Below are 24,109 nucleotides of genomic sequence, written 5' to 3'. Positions count from 1 at the left end.
GCTCCCTATGCGCGTCTTGATCTGTGCAGGTCGTCATTACGCCGACACCAAAAAGTCCCGCCACGTGCTGGACGCTTACCACCGCCTGCACCCAGTGCAGGTGTTGATCCACGGCGGCAACCAGTTCCTCGGCAGCGAGATCGAGGAATGGGCGCGGGAAATCGGTATCGACGTGGTGCGCTACCCACCCAATTGGCAGCGCCACGGCAAGCAGGCGGAACGCCAGCGCAACCACTTCATGCTGGCCGACAGCCGCCCCGACCTGATCATCGCCCTGCCCGGCGGTGACGATACCTCGGAGCTGGTCTGCCAGGCCAAAGCCAGCGGCATTTCGGTGCTGACCGTAGAAAGCTGAATTCAAGCGAGGTGCATCATGCACAACCCACACAACCCGAAGCACACGGACGGGTTTGCCAAATATCGCGCGCGCCATTTGCGCAGGGCGCGTCCCACCCTGCTGCTCTTGCCACCGGCCAAGCGCCGCGCCTTGCAGCGCAACCTGATCTTTATCGGCGTGACGCTGGGCACGCTGTTAATCCTCGCCCTGGTTTCCAAGGCGAATGCTGCCGGCGGCGCCTACGTGGTAGATGATGGCGCGATCAATGCGCCAGGCGAATGCAACATCGACGCCTGGCACACCGCCAATCGGCACGCAGGCAGTACGCACAACGAAACCTTGTCCCCGGCCTGCACGCTCAGCGGTATGCCATGGGTGCAGTGGGGCGCGGCGTTATCGCGGGCCACTGACGCGGGAAAGGGCGAAACGCAAGTCAGCCCACAGGTGAAGGCGCAGCTGTTGTCACGAGAAGACCTGGGGCTGGAGTTGGCAGTCGCCGCCGGGGCACACATTGCCCTCGATCGCCAGCACGCATTCGACGGCGCTGACTTCAACCTGCCGTTAACGTGGCAGGCCATGGATGCACTGCGCCTGAACCTGAATGCCGGCTGGAACCATGCCTATAACGACGGCGCGCAACAGCACCGCCTGACCTGGGGTATGGGTTTCGAATACCAGCTTGCGCAGGTGTTGACGTTGATTGGCGAACGCTATGGCCAGGAAGGCGGTGAACAAGCATGGCAGGCGGGGCCGAGATTCCACGTCGGCAAGTTTGTCGACGTGGACCTGGTGGTCGGGCGCAGTTTGACTGGGGACCGTGCCCAGTGGCTGACCACTGGGGCGACTTTCAGGTTCTAGGCCTTGGCCTGTTGCTCCAGGTGGACCTGCAACTGCGGGTCGATTTGCAGCTGCCCGGCCAGATCGTCCAGGTAGTTGCGCTCGGCGTCCTGCTGATCATTGACCAGCAGGACGCTGGCCAGGTAAATCTCCGAAGCGATTGCTGGGTCCTTGGCATATTCAGCGAAATCTGCGGCATCCAGTGGCTTGGCGACTTCGGCGTCGAGCCACTGCTGCAGTTGTGGATCGTCGGTATGACGGCCGATCTCGGTAGAGATCATCTTTTTCTCTTGCTCATCGATCCTGCCGTCCGCCTTGGCTGCTGCGATCATTGCACGCAGTACGCCGTGGCTATGGGCTTCGGCTTCAGGCCCTTCAAGCTGGTCAACGGTCTGGATGGCTTGCTGCGGCGCAGTCGCCTGCTGACGTTGCCACGCTTGATACGCCTGGAATGCGGCCATGCCGAGAGATGCCAGCGCCGCGTAATTCATTCCGCCGCTGCTACGCGTCTGGGTCGTGCCGCCTGCCGGAGCGCCGCCCAACAAGCCACCCAGGCCACCCAGGCCACCCAGTAAACCACCCAAGCCGCCACCGGCTGATGCATTGCCGGTACCGGCGTTTTTCAACAAACCTCCAAGCAATCCGCCCAGGCCGCCGCCCGAAGCGCCGCCGCTTTGCTGCCCTGCTCGCCACAGTTGTTCCAGTAGATCGCTGGTATTCATGGTGTCGCCCTCCCGGGGCGCAATAATGGCGTTTATCAAACATAGTTCGCCTGCGATGGAACACCATGACCGCCGGGCGGGCAAGCTTTATGATGTCGCCACCATGCCGTCAAGGGAGAACCGCGGTGAACCGTATCGAGCATATTGGGTTGATGGCCCACTACAATCAATGGATGAACCGTAAGGTCTACGCCGCCGCCGGCACCTTGACCGACGCGGAGTTGACAGTGGATCGCCAGGCGTTTTTCGGCTCGATCCTCGGCACCTTGAACCACCTGACGCTGGGCGACACAGTCTGGCTCAAGCGCTTTGCCGAACATCCGGCGGGCTTTCGCGCGTTGGCACCGTTGAGTGACATCCCTACACCGGTGGATCTCAAGCAATTGGCCTTTGCCAACTTGAGTGAACTGTCAGCCCATCGCGCCTGGCTGGATCAATTGATCATTGATTGGGCCAACACGCTGCAGGAGTCTGATCTGGACCAGCGCCTGCGCTACCACAACATGCGCGGCGTGGCAGGTGAGAAGCCCTTCTTCGGCCTGCTGGTGCACTTTTTCAACCACCAGACCCACCACCGGGGCCAGGTGACAACACTGCTGACCCAGGCTGGCGTGGACGTAGGTACTACCGACCTGCTGGCACTGATTGACTGAACGCGGGCACAGCGCATAACACAAATCTTGTGGGAGCGGGCTTGCTCGCGAATGCAGTACGTCAGGCACTGAGCCAGTTACTGAAGCACAGCTTTCCCGAGCAAGCCCTCTCCTTTACTTCACCTTGCTGCTCAACGTCTCCACACTGCGCTTCAAATCATCCAGGCCGCGCTTGAGGCCGGCGATTTCGTCTTTCTGCCGATCTATCGTATTTTTCTGCTCATCCACCGTGCGCTTGAGACTCGACAACTGGCTATCACTGCTGCTGGAACTCGACCCGTCTTTACGCTTGAACTCGTCAAATGCACGATCCTGATCATCCATTTTGGTTTTCAGGCTTTGCAGCTCGCTTTCGCTACGCTTTTGCGCCGCTTGCAACGCCTCGATATCGCCGACGGAAATACTCGACGACTTCAACACATAGGTATTGCCCGCCTCTACCGAGGCGCCCGTCAATCTGTCTGTCGACGATGCACTGAACTCTCCCCACCGCACCGAACTCGCCGCCTGCGCCGGGCCAGCTATCGCCGCACCCAACAGCCCCACCACGCCTGCAGCCATCATCCAAGAACGCCTACGGACACTGAGCATCAACTGACTCCTTTGCGATTTGCCGGGATGGCATGTCGCTATGACTGTCATTTATGAGGCTTGTTCCTGCGGCGCAAGCATTCATCAGGACTTAACCCCAAGGCCCTGTAGATCACTGATCTGCCACACTTTTTCATCGGTATCTTTATGCAGGAAAGCGCGCTTCGAGGTTGCGCCGAAGCGACAGGATCTATATATTCCCAACCCTGCTACACCGCGCTACCGCCCGAATGGCGAAACTGGTAGACGCATGGGACTTAAAATCCCCCGCTCGTAAGGGCGTCCCGGTTCGATTCCGGGTTCGGGCACCATAGATATCAAGGGCTTGCCAGGGAAACCTGAGCAGGCCCTTATCCTTTCTGCTCCGCAATTCTCTCCAAGCTCTACGAAAACCAACTGGCTCTAGAAACTTCCATCATGGAGTTGTCGAGCCGGGTGGAAGCAGCGAGGGCTAGAGTGCTTATTCACTCCAGATTGAATACTAGGCAATGGGCCTATGCGAAAGAACTCGAGTGAATAACAATTATTTCAAAAACCTATTTAACCACTCGTCGGAATCGACGCATTGGCAAGGTAATAACACCTTGCATTTTCCCGTCTGTAGGCTTGACTGCGGAAGCAGGTAGAACAATAAACTCATGCAACACATTGCATTTTACTTGGAGTCCAGTATTGAGCTGGACTCCAGTATCAATTGAATAGGGCGCCAGCGAGTTAACCTAACTACGGATTTTCTGTAGCAGTGGCAAGTCTGCAGCTTTATTTTAAATAGGGAGCCAACTCATGGAATTTAAAATCCAAAAGGAATGCAAATATGGCTATCACAATTACAAACGGCGCAAGCAGAATTGTCAAAGTTGCAGTAAGTGCATGGCATACTGATACAAACCCCAGTGAGGACTACTACCCAATAGAGCAAGGTAATAGCGACACGTGGACGCGCAGCGATTCAAGAGGCTATTTAATGGTCGTCCAAGGTCTAGCAAAGACAAACGAGTACTACATTTCTTCCAGCAGCAAAATCGTTATCGAGGATGACCGTGTCAAAGATCACGGCCAATCTATTAGCCCACTAACGTCTGTAAATGCCTGATGTGTGTCGATAAACGCATGTAGAGGTCACTCAAAACAGGAGACGGCCGAGAAAATTCATGCCCGGGTCGGAGTTGCCAACCCGACACATTAGTAAGTATTGGCACGTCCTCTTCAGTATTTTAGTGCTTCTATAGTTCCCCCATCTGCAAAAAACTCCGTAGATGTCAATCTACGGGGTTTTTAAGAGTGGAGGCCAAGGTTTTTTGCAAGAGCAATCTACGGGCGAGTGAGATCAAATCGTTCGTTCGCTTTCGTTGTTATCTCGAAGCGAGAGCAATGCCAGGCAGAAGACAGCTGCATGACCGATCTCTACACACTGACCGGCTAACTGACCGAGTCAGCATGAGAAGGGGTCTGGCCGTGATCAACATATTGAGGGCGAGCCATCAATACGCCACCACACTACTTAGCCGTCTCTTGAATGCACCTTTAGAACCGTGAATTACCGGCCCGCAATAAAATCAGTCAATTGACTCACCAACCCAAGGTTGTCTTAATAATTTTTAAGAATATATCAACAAGCTATATACCATATTTAATTTTTAAATAACACTAAACCCATAAGTCCTTTATAAATGACTACCACAACAAGAAGGCAACGAAAACGTGATAAGCATATAACACTTCAAATCAATGGACACGAAGGAATGTACTCGTATGACTATCTTGGCGAAAAATCTTGTTAGCCCACTCACCACTTCGGCACAGCTCCGAACAAGTGAAGATTACCAGGCACTCTATAATTTTTCACATACCTATGATCGAGGAGGATTTAATTCCTCACAGGGCAAGCCGTCTTACACTATTGCGCAGGCCGCGGATGAAATAACTCGAGGAGGTTACTATTGGGGTGACAACGACCACAATGGGAAATACAACTTCACCTACAGCTTTCTGACTTCAGAAAGTCAAGCATACGCCTCCGAGAATGTGTCTGGATTCAGCGCATTCAACGCTCAACAGAGATCCCAGGCAGCCCTTTCGTTCCAATCCTGGTCGGACGTCGCCAACATTTCATTCATCGAATCCAGAAGCGGAGGCGACGCACATATATCACTGGGCAATTATAGTAATGACCTGCAGCATGGAGGTGCCAGGTCAGCTTTCGCCTTCTACCCTAATAACAGCGGAAATAGCGATGCGTTGTTTTATACCAATCAAAACTATCAAGAAAATTTAACACCGGCAAACGGCAATTATGGTCGTCAAACCTTGACCCATGAAATTGGTCACACGCTTGGACTGCAGCATCCAGGTTCGTACGACGCCAGTGTGGGTCAACCGTCGTATTCGGATGCGAAATATGCCGAAGATACACATGCTTACTCCGTGATGAGTTACTGGAGCGAGAGCAACACCAACCAGAACTTCAGTAAAGGTGGTGTCGAAGCCTATGCTGCGGGCCCGCTGATCGACGACATCGCCGCGATCCAGAAGCTCTACGGTGCCAACTACAGTACTCGCGCCGGTGACACGACCTACGGATTCAACTCCAATACCGGGCGCGATTTCCTCACTGCCACATCCGATGCCGACAAGCTGGTGTTTTCGGTATGGGACGGCGGCGGCAAAGACACTCTGGACTTCTCCGGTTTCACTCAAAACCAGAAGATCAACCTTACTGCCACCTCGTTTTCTGATGTGGGCGGCCTGGTGGGCAACGTGTCGATCGCCAAGGGCGTTACCATCGAGAACGCATTCGGCGGTTCGGGCAACGACCTGATCATTGGTAACCAGGTCGCCAACCTTATCAAAGGCGGAGCCGGTAACGACCTCATCTACGGAGGTGGCGGCGCAGACCAATTGTGGGGCGGCGCCGGCAACGACACGTTCGTGTACGGTGCCAGTTCCGATTCCACGCCACGCGCTGCGGACAAGATCTTTGACTTCACCTCGGGCTCCGACAAGATCGACCTGTCGGGCATCACCAAAGGTGCGGGCTTGAGCTTCGTCAATGCATTTACCGGCCATGCCGGCGATGCTGTGCTGAACTATGCCTCGGGTACCAACCTGGGCACCTTGGCCGTGGACTTCTCCGGGCACGGTGTGGCGGATTTCCTCGTCACCACCGTCGGCCAGGCAGCCGTCAGCGACATCGTGGCGTGATACAAAGCGCGGCGCTTCGTGCGCCGCGCTCAGTGATTGGAAAGGAGCTCACGATCAAATACTCAGCTCTACCCATGCAGCTGCGCCCACTATTGCTGCAATGTGGAGCGGCTGCACTTCTTCCTAGTTGATTTCAGTTACGAAATTTTCGCGAGACCGCCGTACTTTTTTCAGGTTTACCAGCCAGTCAGACTCTGCTGCCCGATACCCCAAAGGCAGCAGCACCACACTGCGCAGATGCCTGGCTCCCAATCCCAGAATCTCATCGACAGCCGATGGGTCGAACCCTTCCATGGGCGTCGCATCGACTTGCTCGGATGCCGCGGCGATTAAAGCCGAGCCGAGGCCGATATAGGCTTGGCGCGCAGCCGCTTGATAGTTGGCCTCCTGCCCACGCTCGGCGACTATACCGAGGAGCATTTGACGGTAATCTTCCCAACCCTGGTTGACGGTAGCTCGTACCGAATTGGTCAGGTCGAACATCATGTTGACACGCTCAGGCGTGATGTCATCCCAGGCGGCGAACACCAGCAAATGAGAGCAGTCGGTCACCTGGGACTGATTCCAGCTGACCGCCTTAATCTTTTCGCGAATTTGCGGATTGGTCACCACCAGCAATTCAAATGGCTGGAGCCCGCTCGACGTCGCCGTCAGGCGTACCGCCTCCAGGATTCGCTCCAGCTTTTCAGCAGGTATTGTCTTGGACGAATCGTAACTTTTCGTCGCATAACGCCAATTCAGCAACTCGGTTATTTTGCTCATTCTTCACATTCCACGTAGGTCAACGGTGTTTATCCAGCCCAATCCGATTACCTTCCGGATTACGCTGCGGCTTATACTGCGGATTAAAGTCAACTTGAAGGTCAAGCAAAAAATGAAGATAGGCGAGATTGCGCGACGTACCGGCCTTGCTGCTTCAGCAATACGCTACTACGAGGAGCAAGGCCTGCTGGACGCCCCCACGCGCGACATGAACAACTATCGCTATTACAGCGAATCCACCATTAAGCGCCTGGAAGTCGTGATCCACGCGCAAAGGCTGGGGTTTTCCCTCGACACCATTCGTGGCCTTTTCCTTCATGACGGGAGCTGCTCCAAATCCCTCACTCTGGAACAGATCAATGTACGTCTGGAGGAGATACAGCAAATCGAAGCCACGCTAAAAGTGCAGCGTGAGGAGTTGTTGATGCTGCAACAAACCCTCGAAGAAAGCCTTCGTACTGGCATCGCACCGGGATTGGATTGCCCGCGCAGCGCTGAGCGATCAAGGCCTGATCGAGCCGTAGTCATGCGAAGCAAGCACATGATGGCTTCCGGCAAGTGACGAGAACGCGATACCGCGGGATATAGATTGCTGTAAAACGACAGGCATGAAAAAACCCCACAGCATCTGCGACCCTGTGAGGTTTTATCGCCAGCTGTACCGATGCCGCATCAAACCACGCTGATCATCTCTGCGCTCAGTTGTGCCGCATTGAACCCCACCAGGGTGACACTGCTGTCCCCCGCCAGAATCACGCTGTCACTGCCGTTCTGGGTGGTGGACCCGATTACAGCATCGGCGCTCGCAAACAACGACTTGGCGAACACCAACAGATCATGCCCGTTCTGATGGATGTTGAAGTCGCTGATCACGTCGTGGCCGAACCCGCGCTGATCAAACACAAACAAATCGCTGCCCACGCCACCACTGAGCTGGTCATTGCCCTGCCCGCCGATCAAAACATCATTACCGCTGGCGCCATACAGCGAGTCGTTACCCGTGCCGCCCAGCAGCGTGTCGTTGCCGTCACCGCCGTGCAGCAGGTCATTTCCGGCGCCACCGTCGAGCCGATCGTTGCCGTTCTGGCCGAATATCAGGTCGCGTGCTGCAGTGCCTTTCAGGGTGTCGGCCAGTTGGCTACCTTCGATGGATCTGGCGTAAGCCTTGTCGGCGCCGAACAGGCCATCGAAATCCAGCTTGCCGTTGGTGACCGTATAAGACGGCGTCAGCGTCTGCCCGATACCGCTGAAGATGCCACCGATAACAGGCAGTTGACCGAGCGTGTTAGCGAGGCCCGTTTCGAACTCCACATGCTCTACGCCATGCAGTTCTTTAAGGCCGTATTGGCCGCTGCTATCGTTCAAAAACAACGTACCGTCGCTCAGTTTCACGGCTTCGTAGGAGGACGCCGTACCTTTGAGAAAGACTTTGTCATCGCCTGCACCGCCAGCAACGATATCGGTACCGGTACTGACCCGGAAACTGTCGTTACCACTGAACCCGTCGAGGAAGTCATCGCTGCGACCATCCTGCAGTTTGTCTGCACTGTCGGTGCCCAGCAGGAAGGCCGGTGTACCGTAATGGTTGGAGGTGGCGGTCTGTTTGTCGCTGACCCAGGTGAAGCTGCGGCTGATCGCGTCGAGGTTGCTGATCACGATGGTGCTATCGCGCTCGATGTAATCGTAGAACGTCGACTGGGCGATGCGCTGGATGGGGTTGATGAAAATACCTTCGAGGTGCGCAGCCCATCCTGACAAGTTGGCAATGGAAAACGGACCATTGGGCCAGGTTGGCAGGGCGTAGATCGTATCGAACAGCACGATATTGTCGGTCGTCGAGGTGTAACTGGCGTCACTCCCCTGAAGAGCGTCGATGATGGCGCTTCCCACGTTGGTTTCCTGCCCGGTGAGGCGGTGCACCACATCGTTTTCAAAACCGAAGTTGTAGATTCCGTCGCTGTTGCTGGACTTGGGCGACTCCATGCCAAAGTAGTCCGAATCCTTGAAGAAACCGTCTGCCAGCGTGTCCTTGCCGATATACATGCTGTTAGTGACTGAGCCGCCCTGGCTGTAGCCGGTTACCAGCACATCCTTGCCGCTCAGGTTGTGGTCTATCGCGTAATCCTTGATTGAATTGAGCAGGTACTCATAGCCGTTGATATACGAGTTGTCGATCATGGCCGGCCAACCCAGCAGATCAGTCAGGGAGTTGGTGCCGGCAATGGAAAACCCCATTTTCAGCAATTGACCACTGTCATCGTATTGACCAAACACCCTGGCCTGGGAGCCGAACACGCCATCGCCGGTGAAGCTTCCGGTGATATCGGTGTGGCTGCTATCAACGCTCAGTTCATTGGCGCCGATTTCACGCCAGCCCTTGGGCAATGCAAAGGTATTGCCCTCCCCCAGTACCGCCCCTGGAAGGTTGTAGAGCGCGCCTACGGTCGCGACACCGCTGGTGTAAGTGGCGAGGTTCCAGGCATCTGAAATCAGCACACGGGCATCTTGCCCCTTGTAATCGAATATAGCCATGTCAGTACTCCTTGAGCCCAGCGATCAACACCGAAGTCGACGGTAATAACTGATACGTCGGGCTAAACAATATGCATTGAAGTTGTTGTTGTGCATTCTGTTCAGGCTGCTTCTTTTCTTAATATCGACTTTGACCATTAAGGAAGCTTGTCAACATTAGCGTAGAAACATTGTCGTACATCGACCGACTATCGGATTGTAAGGGGCTGTTATTAAGCACCCATACAAAAAAAGCGCCGGGAGCGCTATTTAACAAACAATAAGTGGACGTTTGTTTTTTCCGTGACTAATGGGTCAGGACTAATTAAACCCGCCGCGCGCGTTATGGATGACTTACTCAACCCAATAACGATCAAATATCAAATAGCGATGCAGATAACACTCGCCCTCAGGAAGAAAAAACTTCAGTACCTTGGCGCGCCGACTGCTGATACCGGGGCACTTGCTGCCTTGCCAATTGCGCCTGCACGCCTGCGACAGCCTCAAGCACTCTCTGCGCCCACTGTTCATCCTGCGGGTCAACCACGACCACACGAAAGCCATGCTCATGACCTTCTATGCGCACGCCCTCGGAATCATCCACGTGTAAATCGATATCGAAGGCCGACGGAAGCTTCGACGGTGTGTTCAACAGCCCACGTGCGTTTAGGGTTTGGTTATGCACGACGCTGTTCACCACCCCATCGACGCGTATGCCGTACAGCATAAGCCAACGCCTGATATACGAAGGCGCCCGGCCTGAGGAGGTGTAAACCCAGATGCTGCACCCCTGGCGCCGTAGCTCCCGGGTCAGGGAGCGGGTGCCGACACGCAGCGGCTCGCCCCACCAGCGATGGACGCAGGCCGGCAACCAGCTGCTTTCCACGGGCGAGTGATCAAGTTGGCAGGCCAGGGTGTCGTCGATATCAAACGAGATCCGTACGCGTGGCCGTGTGAGCATTCGCGTGGACAGGGCTTGAACGAGTAGGTTGGCGGACGTTCGGCATTTGCCCGCAAAGGTTTGATACCTGCTCATCATTGGCCTCCCTGATAGATTGGCTGCGGTGTGTCGCTCAAGAAAAACACACCCGGATCAGGCGCTTGTTCCTCCAGGAACGCGGCGTACTTCTTCTTGATCTTGGGCAATTCATATAACGCCTTCACCCCATGTTTGGCCGAGTTGCGGATCACCGAGGAGGGGTTGAAGTAGCCTTCGGCGTTTTCGAGTGTCAGCACGAACGGCGGCAACCCTGCACGCATCAGCAGGTAGCTGACGATCAGCGAGCCACTGCGGTTATTGCCTTCGATGAACAATTGCGGCTTGCTGAGGATGCGTACATACACACCTGCTGCACGCTTCCACACCGATTCACTGCGGTAGGCGCAGTACCAATTGAACAAGTCCTTGATGCCACCCTCAACGTTGTTGAAGAAGTGCTCCTCGGTTGCGGCCAGGTGTTGCGCGTATTCCAGGCGGCGTGCCGGATCTCGACCACAGAGCACCGTGGCGTTGATCTCCAGCATCAGGTCAAGGTGGTGCAGATCAAACAGGTCCACGCCCTGGGCCACGTAGTCGTCAACCAGCGCATAACCTGCAAGCACATTCTCCAACACCTCGTCCGTCAGCGGGTCCCGCGGCTCGGTAAACTGCGTGCTGAGCTGGGCAAAGCGGCTCTGCACTTTACGCAGGGCGCGCTCAATCGCTGGCAAATCTAGACGACGCGTTACAGGCATTGGCATTCCCGAGAAGACGTTGGCGCAGGTGCGGCTGTTATCGAACATGGATGGCTCAGCTGAACTTGCCGCTGATGTAATCCTCGGTCATCTGCTCACGCGGGCTGCCGAAAATCTGCGCGGTCGGGCCCATTTCCACCAGGTAGCCAGTGCGCGTGCCTTGGGAAATATCCACCGAGAAAAACGCCGTGGTGTCTGCTACGCGGATGGCCTGCTGCATGTTGTGGGTCACCAGTGCGATGGTGTAGTCCTTCTTCAATTCCACCATCAGCTCCTCCACCCGGCGGGTCGCGATGGGGTCGAGGGCCGAACAGGGCTCATCGAGCAACAGCACTTCCGGCTCGGTGGCGATGGCGCGGGCGATACACAACCGCTGCTGCTGACCACCAGAGAGCGACAAGCCACTGACCTTGAGCTTGTCCTTGACCTCATCCCACAGCGCCGCGCCTTGCAGGGCGTGCTTGACGCGGTCGCCCAAGTCACCTTTGTAGCGGTTCAGGCGCAGGCCGAACGCGACGTTGTCGAAGATGCTCATGGAAAACGGGTTGGGCTGCTGGAACACCATGCCAATGTAGCGGCGTACCACCACCGGGTCGACGCCCTTGCCATACACGTCCTGGCCGAGGAAATGCACGTGGCCCTCGAAGCGAAAGCCCTTCACCAAATCGTTCATGCGGTTGAGGCTGCGCAGCACAGTACTCTTGCCGCAGCCCGAGGGGCCGATAAAGCCGGTGATCTTGTTTTTTTCAATCGGCACATGGCTGTCACGCACCGCCATGAAGTTGCCGTAGAAAATCCTGTCCAGCTTGCAGTCCATGACCACAGGCGACTGGGTGACAAACGGAGCGGCTATTTGCGCAGTTGAGACGTTCAAAATTCAGATGCTCCCGTTCTTAATACTTGGGCTTGCCGAAGATACGGCTGACAATATTGACAACCAGCACAATCATCACCAACACCAACGAGGCCGCCCAGGCGAGCTCAAGCTGGTTGTCGAACGGCATGCCGGAGAAGTTGTAGATCAGCACCGCCAGCGAGGCCGTGGGGTTCATGACCGCGAGGTCGCCGTCGTGGTAGATCCAGTAGTTGCTGAACAGCGCGGTAAACAGCAGCGGCGCGGTTTCGCCGGCAGCCCGGGCCACCGCGAGCATCACCCCGGTGAGGATCGCCGGCAGGCCGGTCGGCAAAATGATCTTCCAGATCACCTGGGAGCGGGTGCAGCCCATGCCGTAGGCGGCGTCCTTCATGATCTTGGGCACCATGCGCATCGACTCTTCGGCGGTGAGCACCACGATCGGCAGCATCAGTACCGCCAGGGCTACACCGCCCGCCGGCGCCGAGTAAGTACCGGTGGTCATGACCACCAGGGCGTAGGCGAACACCCCGGCCAGGATCGACGGCAGGCCCGTGAGCATCTTGGCGGCAAAGCGCGCAGTGTTCGCCAATTTGCTGTCCGGCCCCAGTTCGGCCAGGAAGATCGCCGCCATGATGCCGACCGGTACCGCGATGGCAGCAGCAATGCCGACCATCACGAAAGTGCCTGCCATGGCGTTGCCGAAACCGCCGCCGGTTTCGAAGCCGGTGGGCGGCAGTTCGGTAAACACTTCCAGGCTCAGGCGTGCGCCACCACGGGTGATCAGCATGTAGAGCACGGAAATCAGCGGCACACTGGCCAGCAGCGCGCCCAGCCAGACCAGCGTTGTCAACACCAGGCTGCGCAGGGCGCGGCCTTCGAACTTGCGCTGCAGGCTGGGCACCGCGGTGATCGGGGACGTGAGGTCAGTCATTGTTTAGTACCGCGCTGGGCGTAGAGCATGATCATGGAACCGATGACGTTCACCAGCAGCGTGATAAACATCAGCACGAGCGCGGCGTACATCAACACCTCGATCTCATTCGGCCCGGCTTCGGGAAAGTTCAGCGCCAACAAGGCCGCCAAAGTATTGGCCGGCGCAAACAGCGACAGTGAGATGTTGTTGGCGTTGCCCACCAGCATTGCCAGCGCCATGGTTTCACCCAGCGCGCGGCCGAGGCCGAGCACCAGCGAACCGAAAATACCGGTGGCGGCAGAAGGCACCATCACCTTGAGAATCGCCTCCCAATGGGTAGTCCCCATACCGTAGGCAGCCTGCTTGGTTTTCATCGGCACGCTGGTCAGGGCGTCCTGGGACACGGCGGCAATCGTCGGCAGAATCATGATCGCCAATACCAGCGCCGCAGGCAGCAACCCTGGCCCGCTCAAGGAGGTGCCGAAAAACGGGATCCAGCCCAGTTCACTGTTCAACCAGGTGGTCAGTGGCCGGATCGCCGGGATCACTACGTAGATGCCCCACAGGCCATACACCACGCTGGGGATGGCCGCGAGCAATTCAACGATGGTGCGAAACACCGCCGCCAGCTTCGCCGGCAGGAAATCCTGCGTCAGGAAAATCGCCATGCTGACGCCGAAAACCCCTGCAATCAGCAGCGCAATCAGGGCGCTATAGAGCGTGCCCCAAATCGCCGGCAGGATCCCGTACTTGCCTTGGTTGACATCCCAGACACTGCCAAAAAGCACGTCGAAACCGTGCTTCTCCATGCCGGGAAGGGCCTTGCGTCCCACCTCGAATACCAAGGCTGCGACCAACGCCAGAATCAGTACCACCCCGATTCGCGCGAGCCCACGGAAGGTGCGATCGACCAGGAAGTCTTTTGCAGAGGGGGGTTGGCAGGCAGAATCCGGGTTAACCGGAACGACGAAAGGTTTGATCATGGGCGAATTCCGGAACAAAGGGGGAAACGCTCCCGGCCTGGCTGACAGCCCAGGCCAAGAGCGACCTCACGGGTGTTACTGGATGTTGGCGGAAGCTTTACGCACCTGATCGACCACCGATTGCGGCAGCGGGATGTAGCCCATCGAGTCGGCGATTTTCTGCCCCTCGGTCAAGCTGTATTCGACCATTTCGCGCATGGCCTTGGCCTTGGCCGGATTACCGTTGTCCTTGCGGAAGATCATCCAGGTGTAGGACGTGATCGGGTAGGACTTGGCGCCGTCCGGGTCCGGCAGCCAGGCCACCAGGCTTTCCGGCATCTTCACTGCTGCCAGGGCCTCGGCACCGCTCTCGGCGTTCGGCACCACGTACTGGCCGGCCTTGTTCTGCAACTGGGCGAAGTCGACCTTGGCCAGCTTGGCGAAGCCGTACTCAATGTAGCCAATCGCGCCTGGCGTCTGGCGCACGGTGGCGGTCACGCCATCGTTCTTGGGCGACTTGATGAATTTGTCGCTGGCCGGCCAGTTGACGGTGTTGCCCTCCCCCAGCGCCGTTTTGAATTCAGGATTGATGGTTGCCAAGTGCTTGGTGAATACCGCCGTGGTGCCGCTGGAGTCTGCACGCACTACCACGGTGATCGGTGTATCGGTCAGTTTCAGGTCCGGGTTGGCGGCGACGATCTGTGGGTCGTTCCACTTGGTGATCTTGCCCAGGAAGATATTGGAATAAACGTCGCGTGGCAGCTTGAGGCCCTTGGGGTTGCCCGGAAGGTTATACGCCAGCACGATTTCACCCGCGGTCATCGGCAGCAATTGCACGCCTTCGGCCACCTTGGCGATGTCTTCATCCTTCATGGCCGAATCACTGGCGGCGAAATCGACGGTTTTATTCAGGAAGTCCTGCACACCTGCGCCGCTGCCCTTGGATTGATAATCCACCGTGACGCCAGCGGTCTTCTTGCTGAAGTCCTTGAACCAGGTGAGGTAGATCGGTGCAGGGAAGCTGGCGCCGGAGCCGGTGAGGCGCACGTTTTCGGCGGCGAAGGTCATGGAGGAGGCACACAGAGAAACCGTAACGGCCAGTGCTGCAGACTTCATCAAGCTTTTCATTAAAAGGAACTCGTTGTGGTGACGGGCTCCCGAACTGTGCAGCAGGGTTGTTACATTTTTATGAAAATTGAGTGGCAAACCGGGGTTTTGTCCCTGTTTGCCACTACAGCGATGTATTTCCGGGGGACTGGTTAGTAACAAATTGCGTCTAAAATGCTGCGATCCCCTATGGCGGGGGCGCTTGCTCCTGCTGAGCTACGCAGCAGGTTCGCAAAGAACGTTTGCTTGCCTTGCTGATACATCACGCCGGGGCCTATGCCCACTACTTGCTCCCTGGAATCCTGTTGCCGATGGCCATCGATACGGTCATCGCTGATCTGCTTGAGTTGATACCCCGCCACACCGACCCGCCAGCGTTCGGCAACGGCATAGGACACTGCGAGGTTACTGTGGATCGCTTGGCCCGGCTGGACACTGATGGCATTCTGACACTGTTCACCTCGCTGGTGGCGCAGGCCAATGCAGAGCTGATGCCCAGAACCCGAATCCATTGTGTTTGACGCATACAGCACCTTCACTGACTGCCGATTAAAAAACGTTGAATGGGTAATCCACGATCACCCGGTACTCATCGGCATTCGAGTTGCCACGGGTATTGCCCGGCGCGGTATAGCCTTGGCCGGATCGATGCGCGGCCCAGCGCAATGTGACGTTCAAGCCCTTGGCCTTGCCGCCCGGCACCGCATAACGCAGGGCGACGTCGCGTTCCCAGTGGTGCGCGTCCTTACCCGCAGCGTTATAGATGTAGCCGTAGCCGGTGCTGTTGGGGTCGACTCGCGTCAGGTCCGCTTCACCCCGGGTGTAGGAGGTGCTGAGCTGAAAGTCCGGCGCGTTGATGAAGGCCAGGCTGGTCTGGTATTGGATCTTCCAGGACTTTTCACCCGGGGCATTGAAGTCGGCGTATTGCTGGGAATTGTTCAGGTACATGAACGTGCGGTCGTCCTGCACGACGTAGTCGAACGGTGTGTCGCCGTCGACCTTCTGCACACCGAGGGTCAGGCTCTGGCCTGCGCCGGACAGGGTCAGGCCGCCGGTGTAAGTATTGTTGTCGATGCGCCCCAAGTGGCTTTGGCCCTGGTCACGGGTCTTGAAGTAATGCACATACGGCGTCAGCGTGATCCCATGGTTCAACGTGAAGGGGTAGCTGACCCCAGCGTAATACTGGCTCCAGATATCGCTGAGCTGGCCGCCATACAGGGTCAGCGTAACCCCGCCCGGCGCACTGTAAACGCCGCCCAGCCAGCTCATGTGCGAACTCTCGCGCTCGGCCGCCACACCGGCCTTGTTGCCAGTGCCGTAACTGGTGGTCAGGTGGCTCTGGCCGCTCTGGTTGCGCAGGCGTGTGGAATCGACCCAGCCGGTGTCGAGGGTCAGGTTTTGCAAGCTGTAGTTCTTCAGCGTGACGCCACGATAGGTCTGTGGGAACACCCGGCTCACACCGCTGGCCACCAGTGGGTTATCCAGATACTGGTCACCTGCCTGCACCAAGCTGCCAAAGCCGCGCAGCTTGAGTGCCACGCCCGCTGCCGAGAAGTCAGACTCCGGAGCCTTTTTCGAATCCAGCGGCAGCAAACCCGCCCCGCCACTGCCTCCACCGCCATCGAGCTTGAGACCATAGAACCCATGCACATCGACCCCCACACCAATCGGCGTGTCGGTGTAACCCGAGCGAAACGACAGGTACACACCTTGCACCCATTCACGCTGATCCAGGCGCGACGGCGTGTTGTGGTTATCGCGGCCCAGGTAGTAATTGCGCAGCAGCCCATTGAGGGACGAGCCGCTGACAAATCCCGGCGTCACCGCCAGTTCGGCTTTCTGTCGTTCATTGATACCGGTGCTGAGGTTATCCCGTTGGCCCAAGGAGTTATCGGCCTGTACGCCCGTCGCCGAGAGTGACACCGTGAGCGATATGGAGACACGCACGATCCGCTTGAAAATAGGCATCAGCGTTGCTCCTGTGGTTGTTCAAGCACCGTCACGGTCGCCGTAGTGCCCGCGCGCAAGCGGCCCTATCCCAAGAGCAAGTGCAAGCTGCCAATACATCGGCAGCCTGCATTCCAGGCTTACTTGCCTTCAGTCAACGCGTTGTAGCTGGTGAACAGGTTGCGGTAGTCCGGGATGTGGTTGGAGAACAACGTCCCCAAGCCTTCGATATCGTTGCGCCAGTCGCGGTGCAGCTCACAGGCCAGGCCGAACCAGGTCATCAGCTGCGCACCATTGGCCGACATGCGGGCCCAGGCCGATTGCTGGGTCAGCTCATTGAAGGTGCCGGAGGCATCGGTCACCACGAACACTTCAAAGCCTTCCGCCAGCGCCGACAGCGCCGGGAATGCCACGCACACTTCGGTCACCACGCCGGCAATGATCAGTTGCTTCTTGCCGGTGGCCTTGATGGCCTTGACGAAGTCTTCGTTGTCCCAGGCATTGATCTGCCCAGGACGGGCAATGTACGGAGCGTCCGGGAACAGCGCCTTGAGTTCCGGTACCAGCGGGCCATTGGGGCCGGTTTCGAAACTGGTGGTCAGGATGGTCGGCAGCTTGAAGTACTTGGCCAGGTCAGCCAGGGCCAGCACGTTGTTCTTGAATTTGTCCGGGTCGATGTCGCGGACCAATGACAGCAGGCCAGCCTGATGGTCGACCAACAACACAGCGGCGTTATCTTTGTCCAAGCGAACGTAAGGTGTAGACATCGTGATACTCCTGATAAAGAAGGTGACGCTCCGAGTGGGCGCCCGGTAAAGAACCCAGCGTGTTTACTTGCGCTGTGAGTCTAGTTCTTCGTGATTGTTTGCCACTTCCTGAGCCTTGATGTAGCTCTCGATCAGCAGTTGGTAGTGCGGCATCGCCTGGGTGTAGACGTTCGCCCACTCCTGGGCATCCGGACGGTTCCACGAACCTTGCAACTCCGAGAGCGTGCCCATGATGTCGATCGGCACCGCGCCGGCTTGGGCCAGGCGCGCGATGGTCAGGTCGGTGGCCAGCCTGGAGTGGTTGCCCGAAGCATCGACCACTGCGAACACCTTGTAGCCTTCGTGCACCGCTGCGATAGACGGAAAGGCCAGGCATACGCTGGTCAGGGTGCCGGCAATCACCAGGGTCTTCTTGCCGGTGGCTTTGACGGCGGCGTGAAACTCAGGGTTATCCCAGGCGTTGATTTCGCCGCGACGGGCGACGTACTTGGCGTGGGGCGCGGCTTCGTGGATTTCCGGGATCAGCGGGCCATTGGGGCCTTGTGGAACCGAAGCGGTAGTGATGACCGGGATTTTCAACAGGGTCGCGGCCTTGGCCAGCGCGATAGCGTTGGCGCGCAACTGAGGAACATCAATGTCCTTGACGATCTGGAACAGACCACTCTGGTGGTCGATCAGCAACATGGCCGTGTCGGCGGGATCAATCGTCGGCTTTTGACCATTGAAGTTTGCAGCGTTACCTGATGCAGTCATTTGCATTTCCTCTTTGCTTGGATAGACCTCCCTGGAATGGTGTGCCGGAACAGTGCCCGGCAGTGTCTGCACTTCCTGTATAGACACGCTCCGACCGGTATCCACGACTTGCGCCTGTAGGACACCTGCGAAAAAACAATGGAGCCACCTTAATCATCAGGTTCAGGGTTAGGTAGTGGCTGAACCGGGCCGCTGCATCTCAAAAATGGAACGATGTACCGCCCCTTGCACATTGGCTCAGGCTCGCCTCAATGGCTGGCCATGCCAGCCATATGCATCATCCAGCGCAAGCCACTCGCAAGGATGCCGAGGGCGAGCACGCTGGCGAACCAGATAGCGATCAGCCACAACACCCGCTGGTACCAACGGCCAGCAGGCAGCGGCTTTTCACCCTTAGTGGTAGCCATCGCCAATCCTCACTTTGCCGCGGAATACGTAGTAGCTCCAGCAGGTGTACATCAGGATGATCGGCAGGATGAACAGCGTGCCGATCAGGATGAACAGCTGGCTCGAAGGCGGCGATGCAGCGTCCCACAAGCTGATGGATGGCGGCACAATGTTCGGCCAGATGCTGAAGGCCAGCCCGATATACCCCAGGAACACCAGCACCAGGGTGAATACGAACGGCCAGTGCGAGTGGTGTTGGCGCAACGTTTTCAACAGCCCCACCAGTGCCAGTACGCCCAGCAGCATCAGACCGCCAAACACCACAATGTGCGCCTGGGCAAACCAGCGCAGGGCGATTTCCGGGTGCAGCCACGGCGTCCACACGCACAGCACCGCCACCACCGCCATCAGCGCAAAGGCCAGGTAGCGGCTGAACAGGCGCATGCGCGATTCGAGCATGCCTTCGGTCTTGACCAGCAACCAGGTGCTGCCCAGCAACGCGTAGGCCACCACCAACCCAACCCCGCAGAACAGCGGGAACGGCGAGAGCCAGTCGAGGCTGCCCCCGGCAAACTGGCGATTGACCACCGCAATGCCGGCGATGTAGGTGCCGATCACCACGCCCTGGCAAAAGGTCGCCAGGAACGAGCCGCCGATAAACGCCATGTCCCAGATATGCCGCTTCTGCGGGCTTGCCTTGAAGCGAAACTCAAACGCCACACCACGAAAGATCAGCCCGGCCAGCATGAAAATCAGCGGCAGGTACAACGCCTCCAGGATCACCGAATACGCCAGCGGAAACGCCCCATACAACGCCGCGCCGCCGAGTACCAACCATGTCTCGTTACCGTCCCATACCGGCGCCACGGTGTTCATCATCACATCGCGCTCCTGCTCGTCCGGGATCAGCGGAAACAGGATGCCCAGGCCCAAATCGAAGCCATCCATGATCACGTACATCATCACCCCGAAGGCAATGATCACGCCCCAGATCAACGACAGGTCTATACCTACAATGCCCATGTGCAATCCCCTTGATCAGTTGGTGTGGTCGCCGGACGCGAGCGTCTCGGTGACGGCGGACAGGGGGCGGCGTGGTGTACGCTCCTGGCCGGGGCCGCCCTGTGGCGGATGGTCGTGATGGGGCTGCGGGCCTTTGCGCACCAACTTCATCATGTAGCCGATACCCACGGCGAATACAGAGAAGTAGATGAGCACAAACAACGCCAGGGAGATGCTCAATTGCGTAACGCTGTGATTGGACGCCGCGTCTGCGGTGCGCATCAGCCCGTAGACCACCCACGGCTGGCGCCCTACTTCGGTGGTGATCCAGCCGGCCAGCATGGCGATCAGCCCGGTCGGCCCCATGAACAACACCAGGCGCAGGAACAGGCGATTGCGATACAGCGCGCCGTTACGCCGCAAGGCGAAGCCCAGCAAGCCAGTAAGGATCATCAACATGCCCAGTCCGGCCATGATGCGGAAGCTGAAAAAGATGATGGTCGAGTTCGGCCGGTCTTCCTTGGGGAAGCTCTTGAGCGCCGGGATCTGTTTGTCCAGGCTGTGGGTGAGGATCAGGCTACCCAGGTACGGCACTTCGATTGCAAAGCGGGTCTTCTCGGCCTGCATGTCAGGGATGCCAAACAACACCAGCGGCGTCGCGCCGTTACCGACGTTTTCCCAATGCCCTTCAATCGCAGCAATTTTCGCCGGCTGGTGCTCCAGAGTGTTCAAACCATGGGCATCACCGACGACCGCCTGGATCGGAGCCACGATCAACGCCATCCACAACGCCATCGAGAGCATTTTACGCACTGCCGGAGTGTCGTTTTTACGCAGCAAGTGCCAGGCCGCCGATGAGCCGACGAAGAACGCCGTGGCAACAAAGGCAGCGATTGCCATATGCGCCAGGCGGAACGGGAACGACGGGTTGAAGACGATGGCGAACCAGTCCAGCGGCACCACCCGGCCATCGACGATGGAGAAGCCCTGGGGCGTTTGCATCCAGCTGTTGGACGCCAGGATCCAGAACGTCGAGATCAACGTCCCGATGGCGACCATCACCGTAGAAAAGAAGTGCAAACCGCGCCCCACCCGGTTCCAGCCAAACAGCATGACCCCGAGGAAACCCGCTTCCAGGAAGAACGCCGTCAGCACCTCATAGGTGAGCAACGGCCCGGTGATGCTGCCGGCAAAGTCCGAGAAACGACTCCAATTGGTGCCGAACTCGTAGGCCATGACCAGGCCCGAGACCACGCCCATGCCGAAGTTGACGGCGAAGATCTTCGACCAGAAGTGATACAGGTCCTTGTAGACCGCGTTGTTGGTTCTCAGCCACAAGCCTTCGAGCACCGCCAGGAAACTGGCCAGGCCGATGGTGATAGCGGGGAAAATAATGTGAAACGAGACCGTGAAGGCGAATTGAATTCGCGCAAGGTCCAGCGCCTCGAGATTTAACATGGCAATACCCTTATTGAAACACGATGCTCACGCGCACCCGGCCCGGCGTGCCTCTGGCCTGGTGGCCTGGGGCAAGCGGATGTGCAGTGATCAGGGAAAACCAGGGCGCCATACTGGCCGCCCCGGTACGACTCAAGCGCCGTGGGACTGGATCAGATTGCTGACCGGCGCGGGTTCAAGCCGGATGGCGATGAACTTCGACGTCGGGGTAAACGTACGGTCGCCATAGCTTTCCAGCGGCACCAACGGGTTGGTTTCGGGGTAATAGGCGGCGGCCTGCCCGGCGGGAATGTCATAGGCGATCAAGGTGAAGCCGCTGACCCGACGCTCACGGCCATCGCCCCACAGCGAGACCATGTCGACTTTCTGCCCCGGCTCGTAGCCCAGCTTGCGGATGTCCTGTTCATTGACGAACACCACATCGCGCATGCCATAGACGCCGCGATAACGGTCATCGAGCCCGTACAGGGTGGTGTTGTACTGGTCGTGGGAACGCATGGTCTGCAGGATCAGCTCCGGCTTGACGTCCAGATTGCGCACGCCTTCGCTGACCAGGTGCGCCGGCAACACGCTGGAGACAAACTGGGCTTTGCCGCTGTCGGTTTTCCAGATGCGTCGCGCTGCGTCGTTGCCCAGATGAAAGCCGCCCGGATGCAGCAGTTTGGTGTTGAAGTCCTTGAAGCCGGGAATGGTGTCGGCAATCAAGTCGCGGATGCGGCCGTAGTCGGCCACCGTCCACAGCCAGTCAATCGGGTGATTGCCCAGGGTCGCATTGGCGATCCCGGCAATGATGGCGGGTTCCGAACGCATCAGCGGCGACTTGGGTTTCAGCTGGCCGTGGGAGATGTGCACCATGCTGAAGGTGTCTTCAACGGTCACGCCTTGCGGGCCTTGTTCCTGGATGTCGATATCGGTGCGGCCCAGGCACGGCAGGATCAAGGCTTCGCGGCCCGTCACCAGATGGCTGCGGTTGAGCTTGGTAGCGATGTGCACAGTGAGGTCGCACTTGCGCAATGCCGCGTGGGTGCGCGGGGTGTCCGGCGTCGCTTGGGCAAAATTGCCGCCCAGGCCGATGAAGACCTTGGCGCGCCCTTCTTCCATGGCCGCAATCGCCATGACCGTGTTGTGACCATGGCGGCGCGGGACCTTGAAGTCAAAGCGTGCTTCCAATGCGTTGATCAACTCCGGCGGCGCCAGTTCGTTGATGCCCATGGTGCGGTCGCCCTGCACGTTGCTGTGGCCACGCACGGGCGATAGCCCCGCCCCTGGCCGGCCGATATTGCCACGCAACAGTTGCACGTTGATGATTTCCTGCACGGTCAGCACCGAGTGTGTGTGCTGGGTCACGCCCATCGCCCAGCACATGATCACCCGCTTGGCGCGTCGGTACATGCGTGCGGCCAGCTCGATATCCTCAAGGCTCAGGCCCGATTGCTCGACGATATGCTCCCATGAGGTGGCGTCCACTTGCGCCAGATAGTGCTCCAGGCCCGAGGTGTGCTGGGCAATGAAAGCGCGGTCGAAGACTGCCTCGCCATCGTTCTCCAGGGCTTCACGTTCCCATTTGAGCAGGAACTTGGCGATACCACGAAAGGCCGCCATGTCGCCGCCCAAGGCCGGGCGAAAGTACGCCGACGAGGTAGGTTCGGAACCGTTGGTGAGCATCTCCAGGGGATGCTGCGGGTGTTGGAAACGCTCCAGCCCACGTTCCTTGAGCGGGTTGAAACAGATCACCTGGGCACCGCGCTTTACCGCCTCGCGCAGCGGTTCGAGCATACGTGGGTGGTTGGTGCCGGGGTTCTGGCCGATGACGAAAATCGCGTCGGCTTCTTCCAGGTCATCGAAGGTCACCGTGCCTTTGCCCACGCCAACACTGTCGTCCATGCCCAGGCCGCTGGCTTCGTGGCACATGTTCGAACAGTCGGGAAAGTTGTTGGTACCGTAGGCGCGAACGAACAGTTGGTACAAATAAGCCGCTTCGTTACTGGCGCGCCCCGAGGTATAGAACTCGGCCTGGTCCGGCGACTCCAGTTCGTTGAGGTGCTTGGCGATCAGGGCAAAGGCATCGTCCCAAGTGATTTCGACATAACGGTCCAGCGAGTCGTCATAGCGCATTGGGTGTGTCAGGCGGCCCTGGTATTCGAGCCAATAGTCACTTTGCGCTGCCAGCGACGACACCGTGTATTTGTTGAAGAACGCCGGATTGACCAGGCGCCCGGTGGCTTCCCAGTTGACCGCCTTGGCGCCGTTCTCGCAGAACTTGACCATGCCGCTTTCCGGCGACTCGCCCCAGGCGCAACCGGGACAGTCAAAACCGCCGTTCTGGTTGGTCTTGAGCATCGCACGGATGTTCTTGAGCGCGTTTTCACTGCCCAGCCAGTTTTTCGTCACCGCGATCAGCGCGCCCCAACCGGCGGCGGCCCCCTTGTACGGTTTATAACGTTCAACTTCGCTCATGATGTTTCTCCAGGACTTCACGCATAGGCAGCGCCTAACTTAAAGCCTTTATTGATGGTTATTTTCAGGCATTGCAGAACGCAAACAGTGTTTGCACCGATCTTTCCACGGTCTGGAAATCGGTTTACATATTCAGGCTAGGCCCTGCAAAA

Annotated in this window: 23 protein-coding genes, 1 tRNA gene and 1 pseudogene; 7 read left to right on the top strand and 18 right to left on the bottom strand. The window is 57.9% G+C overall.

The window, feature by feature from the left end:
* Nucleotides 1-7 precede the first annotated feature (7 nt).
* Nucleotides 8-355 (top strand): DUF2493 domain-containing protein, encoded by a 348-nt coding sequence (locus PSEBG33_RS13835; RefSeq protein ID WP_005788155.1) that lies wholly within the window; start codon nt 8-10, stop codon nt 353-355.
* Nucleotides 356-373: 18 nt separating this feature from the next.
* Nucleotides 374-1,195 carry a hypothetical protein gene (locus PSEBG33_RS13840; protein WP_005788153.1) on the top strand — a complete coding sequence of 274 codons (822 nt, stop codon included), beginning with the start codon at nt 374-376 and terminating at the stop codon, nt 1,193-1,195.
* On the opposite strand, the gene PSEBG33_RS13845 is transcribed toward PSEBG33_RS13840, so the two are convergent.
* Nucleotides 1,192-1,896: a tellurite resistance TerB family protein gene (locus PSEBG33_RS13845; RefSeq protein WP_005788151.1), complete on the bottom strand. Its 705-nt coding sequence runs from the start codon at nt 1,894-1,896 to the stop codon at nt 1,192-1,194. The two genes, PSEBG33_RS13840 and PSEBG33_RS13845, sit on opposite strands and share 4 nt — an antisense overlap.
* A gap of 125 nt (nt 1,897-2,021) precedes the next feature.
* On the opposite strand from PSEBG33_RS13845, the gene PSEBG33_RS13850 reads away from it, so the two are divergent.
* Entirely contained in the window at nt 2,022-2,549 is a 528-nt protein-coding gene (locus PSEBG33_RS13850) for a DinB family protein (RefSeq protein ID WP_005788149.1), read from the top strand.
* 114 nt (nt 2,550-2,663) lie between these two features.
* Here the strand turns inward: PSEBG33_RS13850 and PSEBG33_RS13855 are convergent, their stop codons facing one another.
* Nucleotides 2,664-3,140 carry a hypothetical protein gene (locus PSEBG33_RS13855; protein WP_005788147.1) on the bottom strand — a complete coding sequence of 159 codons (477 nt, stop codon included), beginning with the start codon at nt 3,138-3,140 and terminating at the stop codon, nt 2,664-2,666.
* A gap of 224 nt (nt 3,141-3,364) precedes the next feature.
* On the opposite strand from PSEBG33_RS13855, the gene PSEBG33_RS13860 reads away from it, so the two are divergent.
* From PSEBG33_RS13860 to PSEBG33_RS13865, 3 genes are all read left to right on the top strand, one after another.
* A tRNA-Leu gene (locus PSEBG33_RS13860) sits at nt 3,365-3,451 on the top strand.
* A gap of 503 nt (nt 3,452-3,954) precedes the next feature.
* Nucleotides 3,955-4,233, top strand: a complete 279-nt coding sequence (locus PSEBG33_RS28755) for a hypothetical protein (RefSeq protein WP_078821311.1) — start codon at nt 3,955-3,957, stop codon at nt 4,231-4,233.
* A 659-nt stretch (nt 4,234-4,892) separates the two neighbouring features.
* On the top strand, nt 4,893-6,341 hold the full coding sequence (locus tag PSEBG33_RS13865) for a serralysin family metalloprotease (protein WP_032803527.1): 1,449 nt from the start codon (nt 4,893-4,895) through the stop codon (nt 6,339-6,341).
* 123 nt (nt 6,342-6,464) lie between these two features.
* Here the strand turns inward: PSEBG33_RS13865 and PSEBG33_RS13870 are convergent, their stop codons facing one another.
* On the bottom strand, nt 6,465-7,103 hold the full coding sequence (locus PSEBG33_RS13870; protein ID WP_005788144.1) for an NAD(P)H-dependent oxidoreductase: 639 nt from the start codon (nt 7,101-7,103) through the stop codon (nt 6,465-6,467).
* Between the two features lie 25 nt (nt 7,104-7,128).
* Here PSEBG33_RS13870 and PSEBG33_RS13875 point away from each other — a divergent pair, with 25 nt between their 5' ends.
* Entirely contained in the window at nt 7,129-7,665 is a 537-nt protein-coding gene (locus PSEBG33_RS13875; protein ID WP_232289426.1) for a MerR family transcriptional regulator, read from the top strand.
* Nucleotides 7,666-7,775: 110 nt separating this feature from the next.
* Here the strand turns inward: PSEBG33_RS13875 and PSEBG33_RS13880 are convergent, their stop codons facing one another.
* From PSEBG33_RS13880 to PSEBG33_RS13940, 15 genes and pseudogenes are all read right to left on the bottom strand, one after another.
* A complete protein-coding gene (locus PSEBG33_RS13880; protein WP_005788140.1) occupies nt 7,776-9,635 on the bottom strand; it encodes a calcium-binding protein in 1,860 nt (619 codons plus the stop codon).
* Between the two features lie 388 nt (nt 9,636-10,023).
* On the bottom strand, nt 10,024-10,650 hold the full coding sequence (locus PSEBG33_RS13885; protein ID WP_032803525.1) for a hypothetical protein: 627 nt from the start codon (nt 10,648-10,650) through the stop codon (nt 10,024-10,026).
* Nucleotides 10,650-11,348 (bottom strand): hypothetical protein, encoded by a 699-nt coding sequence (locus PSEBG33_RS13890; protein ID WP_032803881.1) that lies wholly within the window; start codon nt 11,346-11,348, stop codon nt 10,650-10,652. Before PSEBG33_RS13890 ends, PSEBG33_RS13885 begins: the two co-directional genes overlap by 1 nt.
* 55 nt (nt 11,349-11,403) lie before the next feature.
* Nucleotides 11,404-12,165 (bottom strand): phosphate ABC transporter ATP-binding protein PstB, encoded by a 762-nt coding sequence (gene pstB, locus PSEBG33_RS13895; protein WP_019817112.1) that lies wholly within the window; start codon nt 12,163-12,165, stop codon nt 11,404-11,406.
* Nucleotides 12,166-12,241: 76 nt separating this feature from the next.
* Entirely contained in the window at nt 12,242-13,135 is an 894-nt protein-coding gene (gene pstA / locus PSEBG33_RS13900) for a phosphate ABC transporter permease PstA (protein ID WP_005788134.1), read from the bottom strand.
* A complete protein-coding gene (gene pstC, locus PSEBG33_RS13905; RefSeq protein ID WP_005788132.1) occupies nt 13,132-14,100 on the bottom strand; it encodes a phosphate ABC transporter permease subunit PstC in 969 nt (322 codons plus the stop codon). The genes pstA and pstC overlap by 4 nt, the downstream gene beginning before the upstream one ends.
* A gap of 75 nt (nt 14,101-14,175) precedes the next feature.
* On the bottom strand, nt 14,176-15,207 hold the full coding sequence (gene pstS, locus PSEBG33_RS13910; protein WP_005788130.1) for a phosphate ABC transporter substrate-binding protein PstS: 1,032 nt from the start codon (nt 15,205-15,207) through the stop codon (nt 14,176-14,178).
* Nucleotides 15,208-15,338: 131 nt separating this feature from the next.
* Nucleotides 15,339-15,629, bottom strand: a pseudogene (locus tag PSEBG33_RS28750) (transporter); the annotation flags it as partial.
* Between the two features lie 106 nt (nt 15,630-15,735).
* Nucleotides 15,736-17,154: an OprD family outer membrane porin gene (locus PSEBG33_RS13915; protein ID WP_005788125.1), complete on the bottom strand. Its 1,419-nt coding sequence runs from the start codon at nt 17,152-17,154 to the stop codon at nt 15,736-15,738.
* Between the two features lie 119 nt (nt 17,155-17,273).
* Nucleotides 17,274-17,900, bottom strand: a complete 627-nt coding sequence (gene ycaC, locus PSEBG33_RS13920; protein ID WP_003191542.1) for an isochorismate family cysteine hydrolase YcaC — start codon at nt 17,898-17,900, stop codon at nt 17,274-17,276.
* A gap of 63 nt (nt 17,901-17,963) precedes the next feature.
* Entirely contained in the window at nt 17,964-18,653 is a 690-nt protein-coding gene (locus PSEBG33_RS13925) for an isochorismatase family protein (RefSeq protein ID WP_005788122.1), read from the bottom strand.
* 248 nt (nt 18,654-18,901) lie between these two features.
* On the bottom strand, nt 18,902-19,060 hold the full coding sequence (locus PSEBG33_RS28745; protein ID WP_005788120.1) for a DUF2474 domain-containing protein: 159 nt from the start codon (nt 19,058-19,060) through the stop codon (nt 18,902-18,904).
* Nucleotides 19,047-20,063, bottom strand: a complete 1,017-nt coding sequence (gene cydB, locus PSEBG33_RS13930; RefSeq protein WP_005788118.1) for a cytochrome d ubiquinol oxidase subunit II — start codon at nt 20,061-20,063, stop codon at nt 19,047-19,049. Before cydB ends, PSEBG33_RS28745 begins: the two co-directional genes overlap by 14 nt.
* Before the next feature lie 15 nt (nt 20,064-20,078).
* Nucleotides 20,079-21,500, bottom strand: coding sequence for a cytochrome ubiquinol oxidase subunit I (locus PSEBG33_RS13935; protein WP_005788116.1), 1,422 nt, complete (start codon nt 21,498-21,500; stop codon nt 20,079-20,081).
* A 132-nt stretch (nt 21,501-21,632) separates the two neighbouring features.
* Nucleotides 21,633-23,957 carry an FdhF/YdeP family oxidoreductase gene (locus tag PSEBG33_RS13940; protein ID WP_005788114.1) on the bottom strand — a complete coding sequence of 775 codons (2,325 nt, stop codon included), beginning with the start codon at nt 23,955-23,957 and terminating at the stop codon, nt 21,633-21,635.
* Between the last annotated feature and the right edge of the window lie 152 nt (nt 23,958-24,109).

Origin of the sequence: Pseudomonas synxantha BG33R (genome assembly GCF_000263715.2) — a bacterium.
In the GTDB taxonomy this organism is placed as follows: Bacteria; Pseudomonadota; Gammaproteobacteria; order Pseudomonadales; family Pseudomonadaceae; genus Aquipseudomonas; species Aquipseudomonas synxantha_A.
This window is presented reverse-complemented; position numbering and strand designations above follow the sequence as displayed.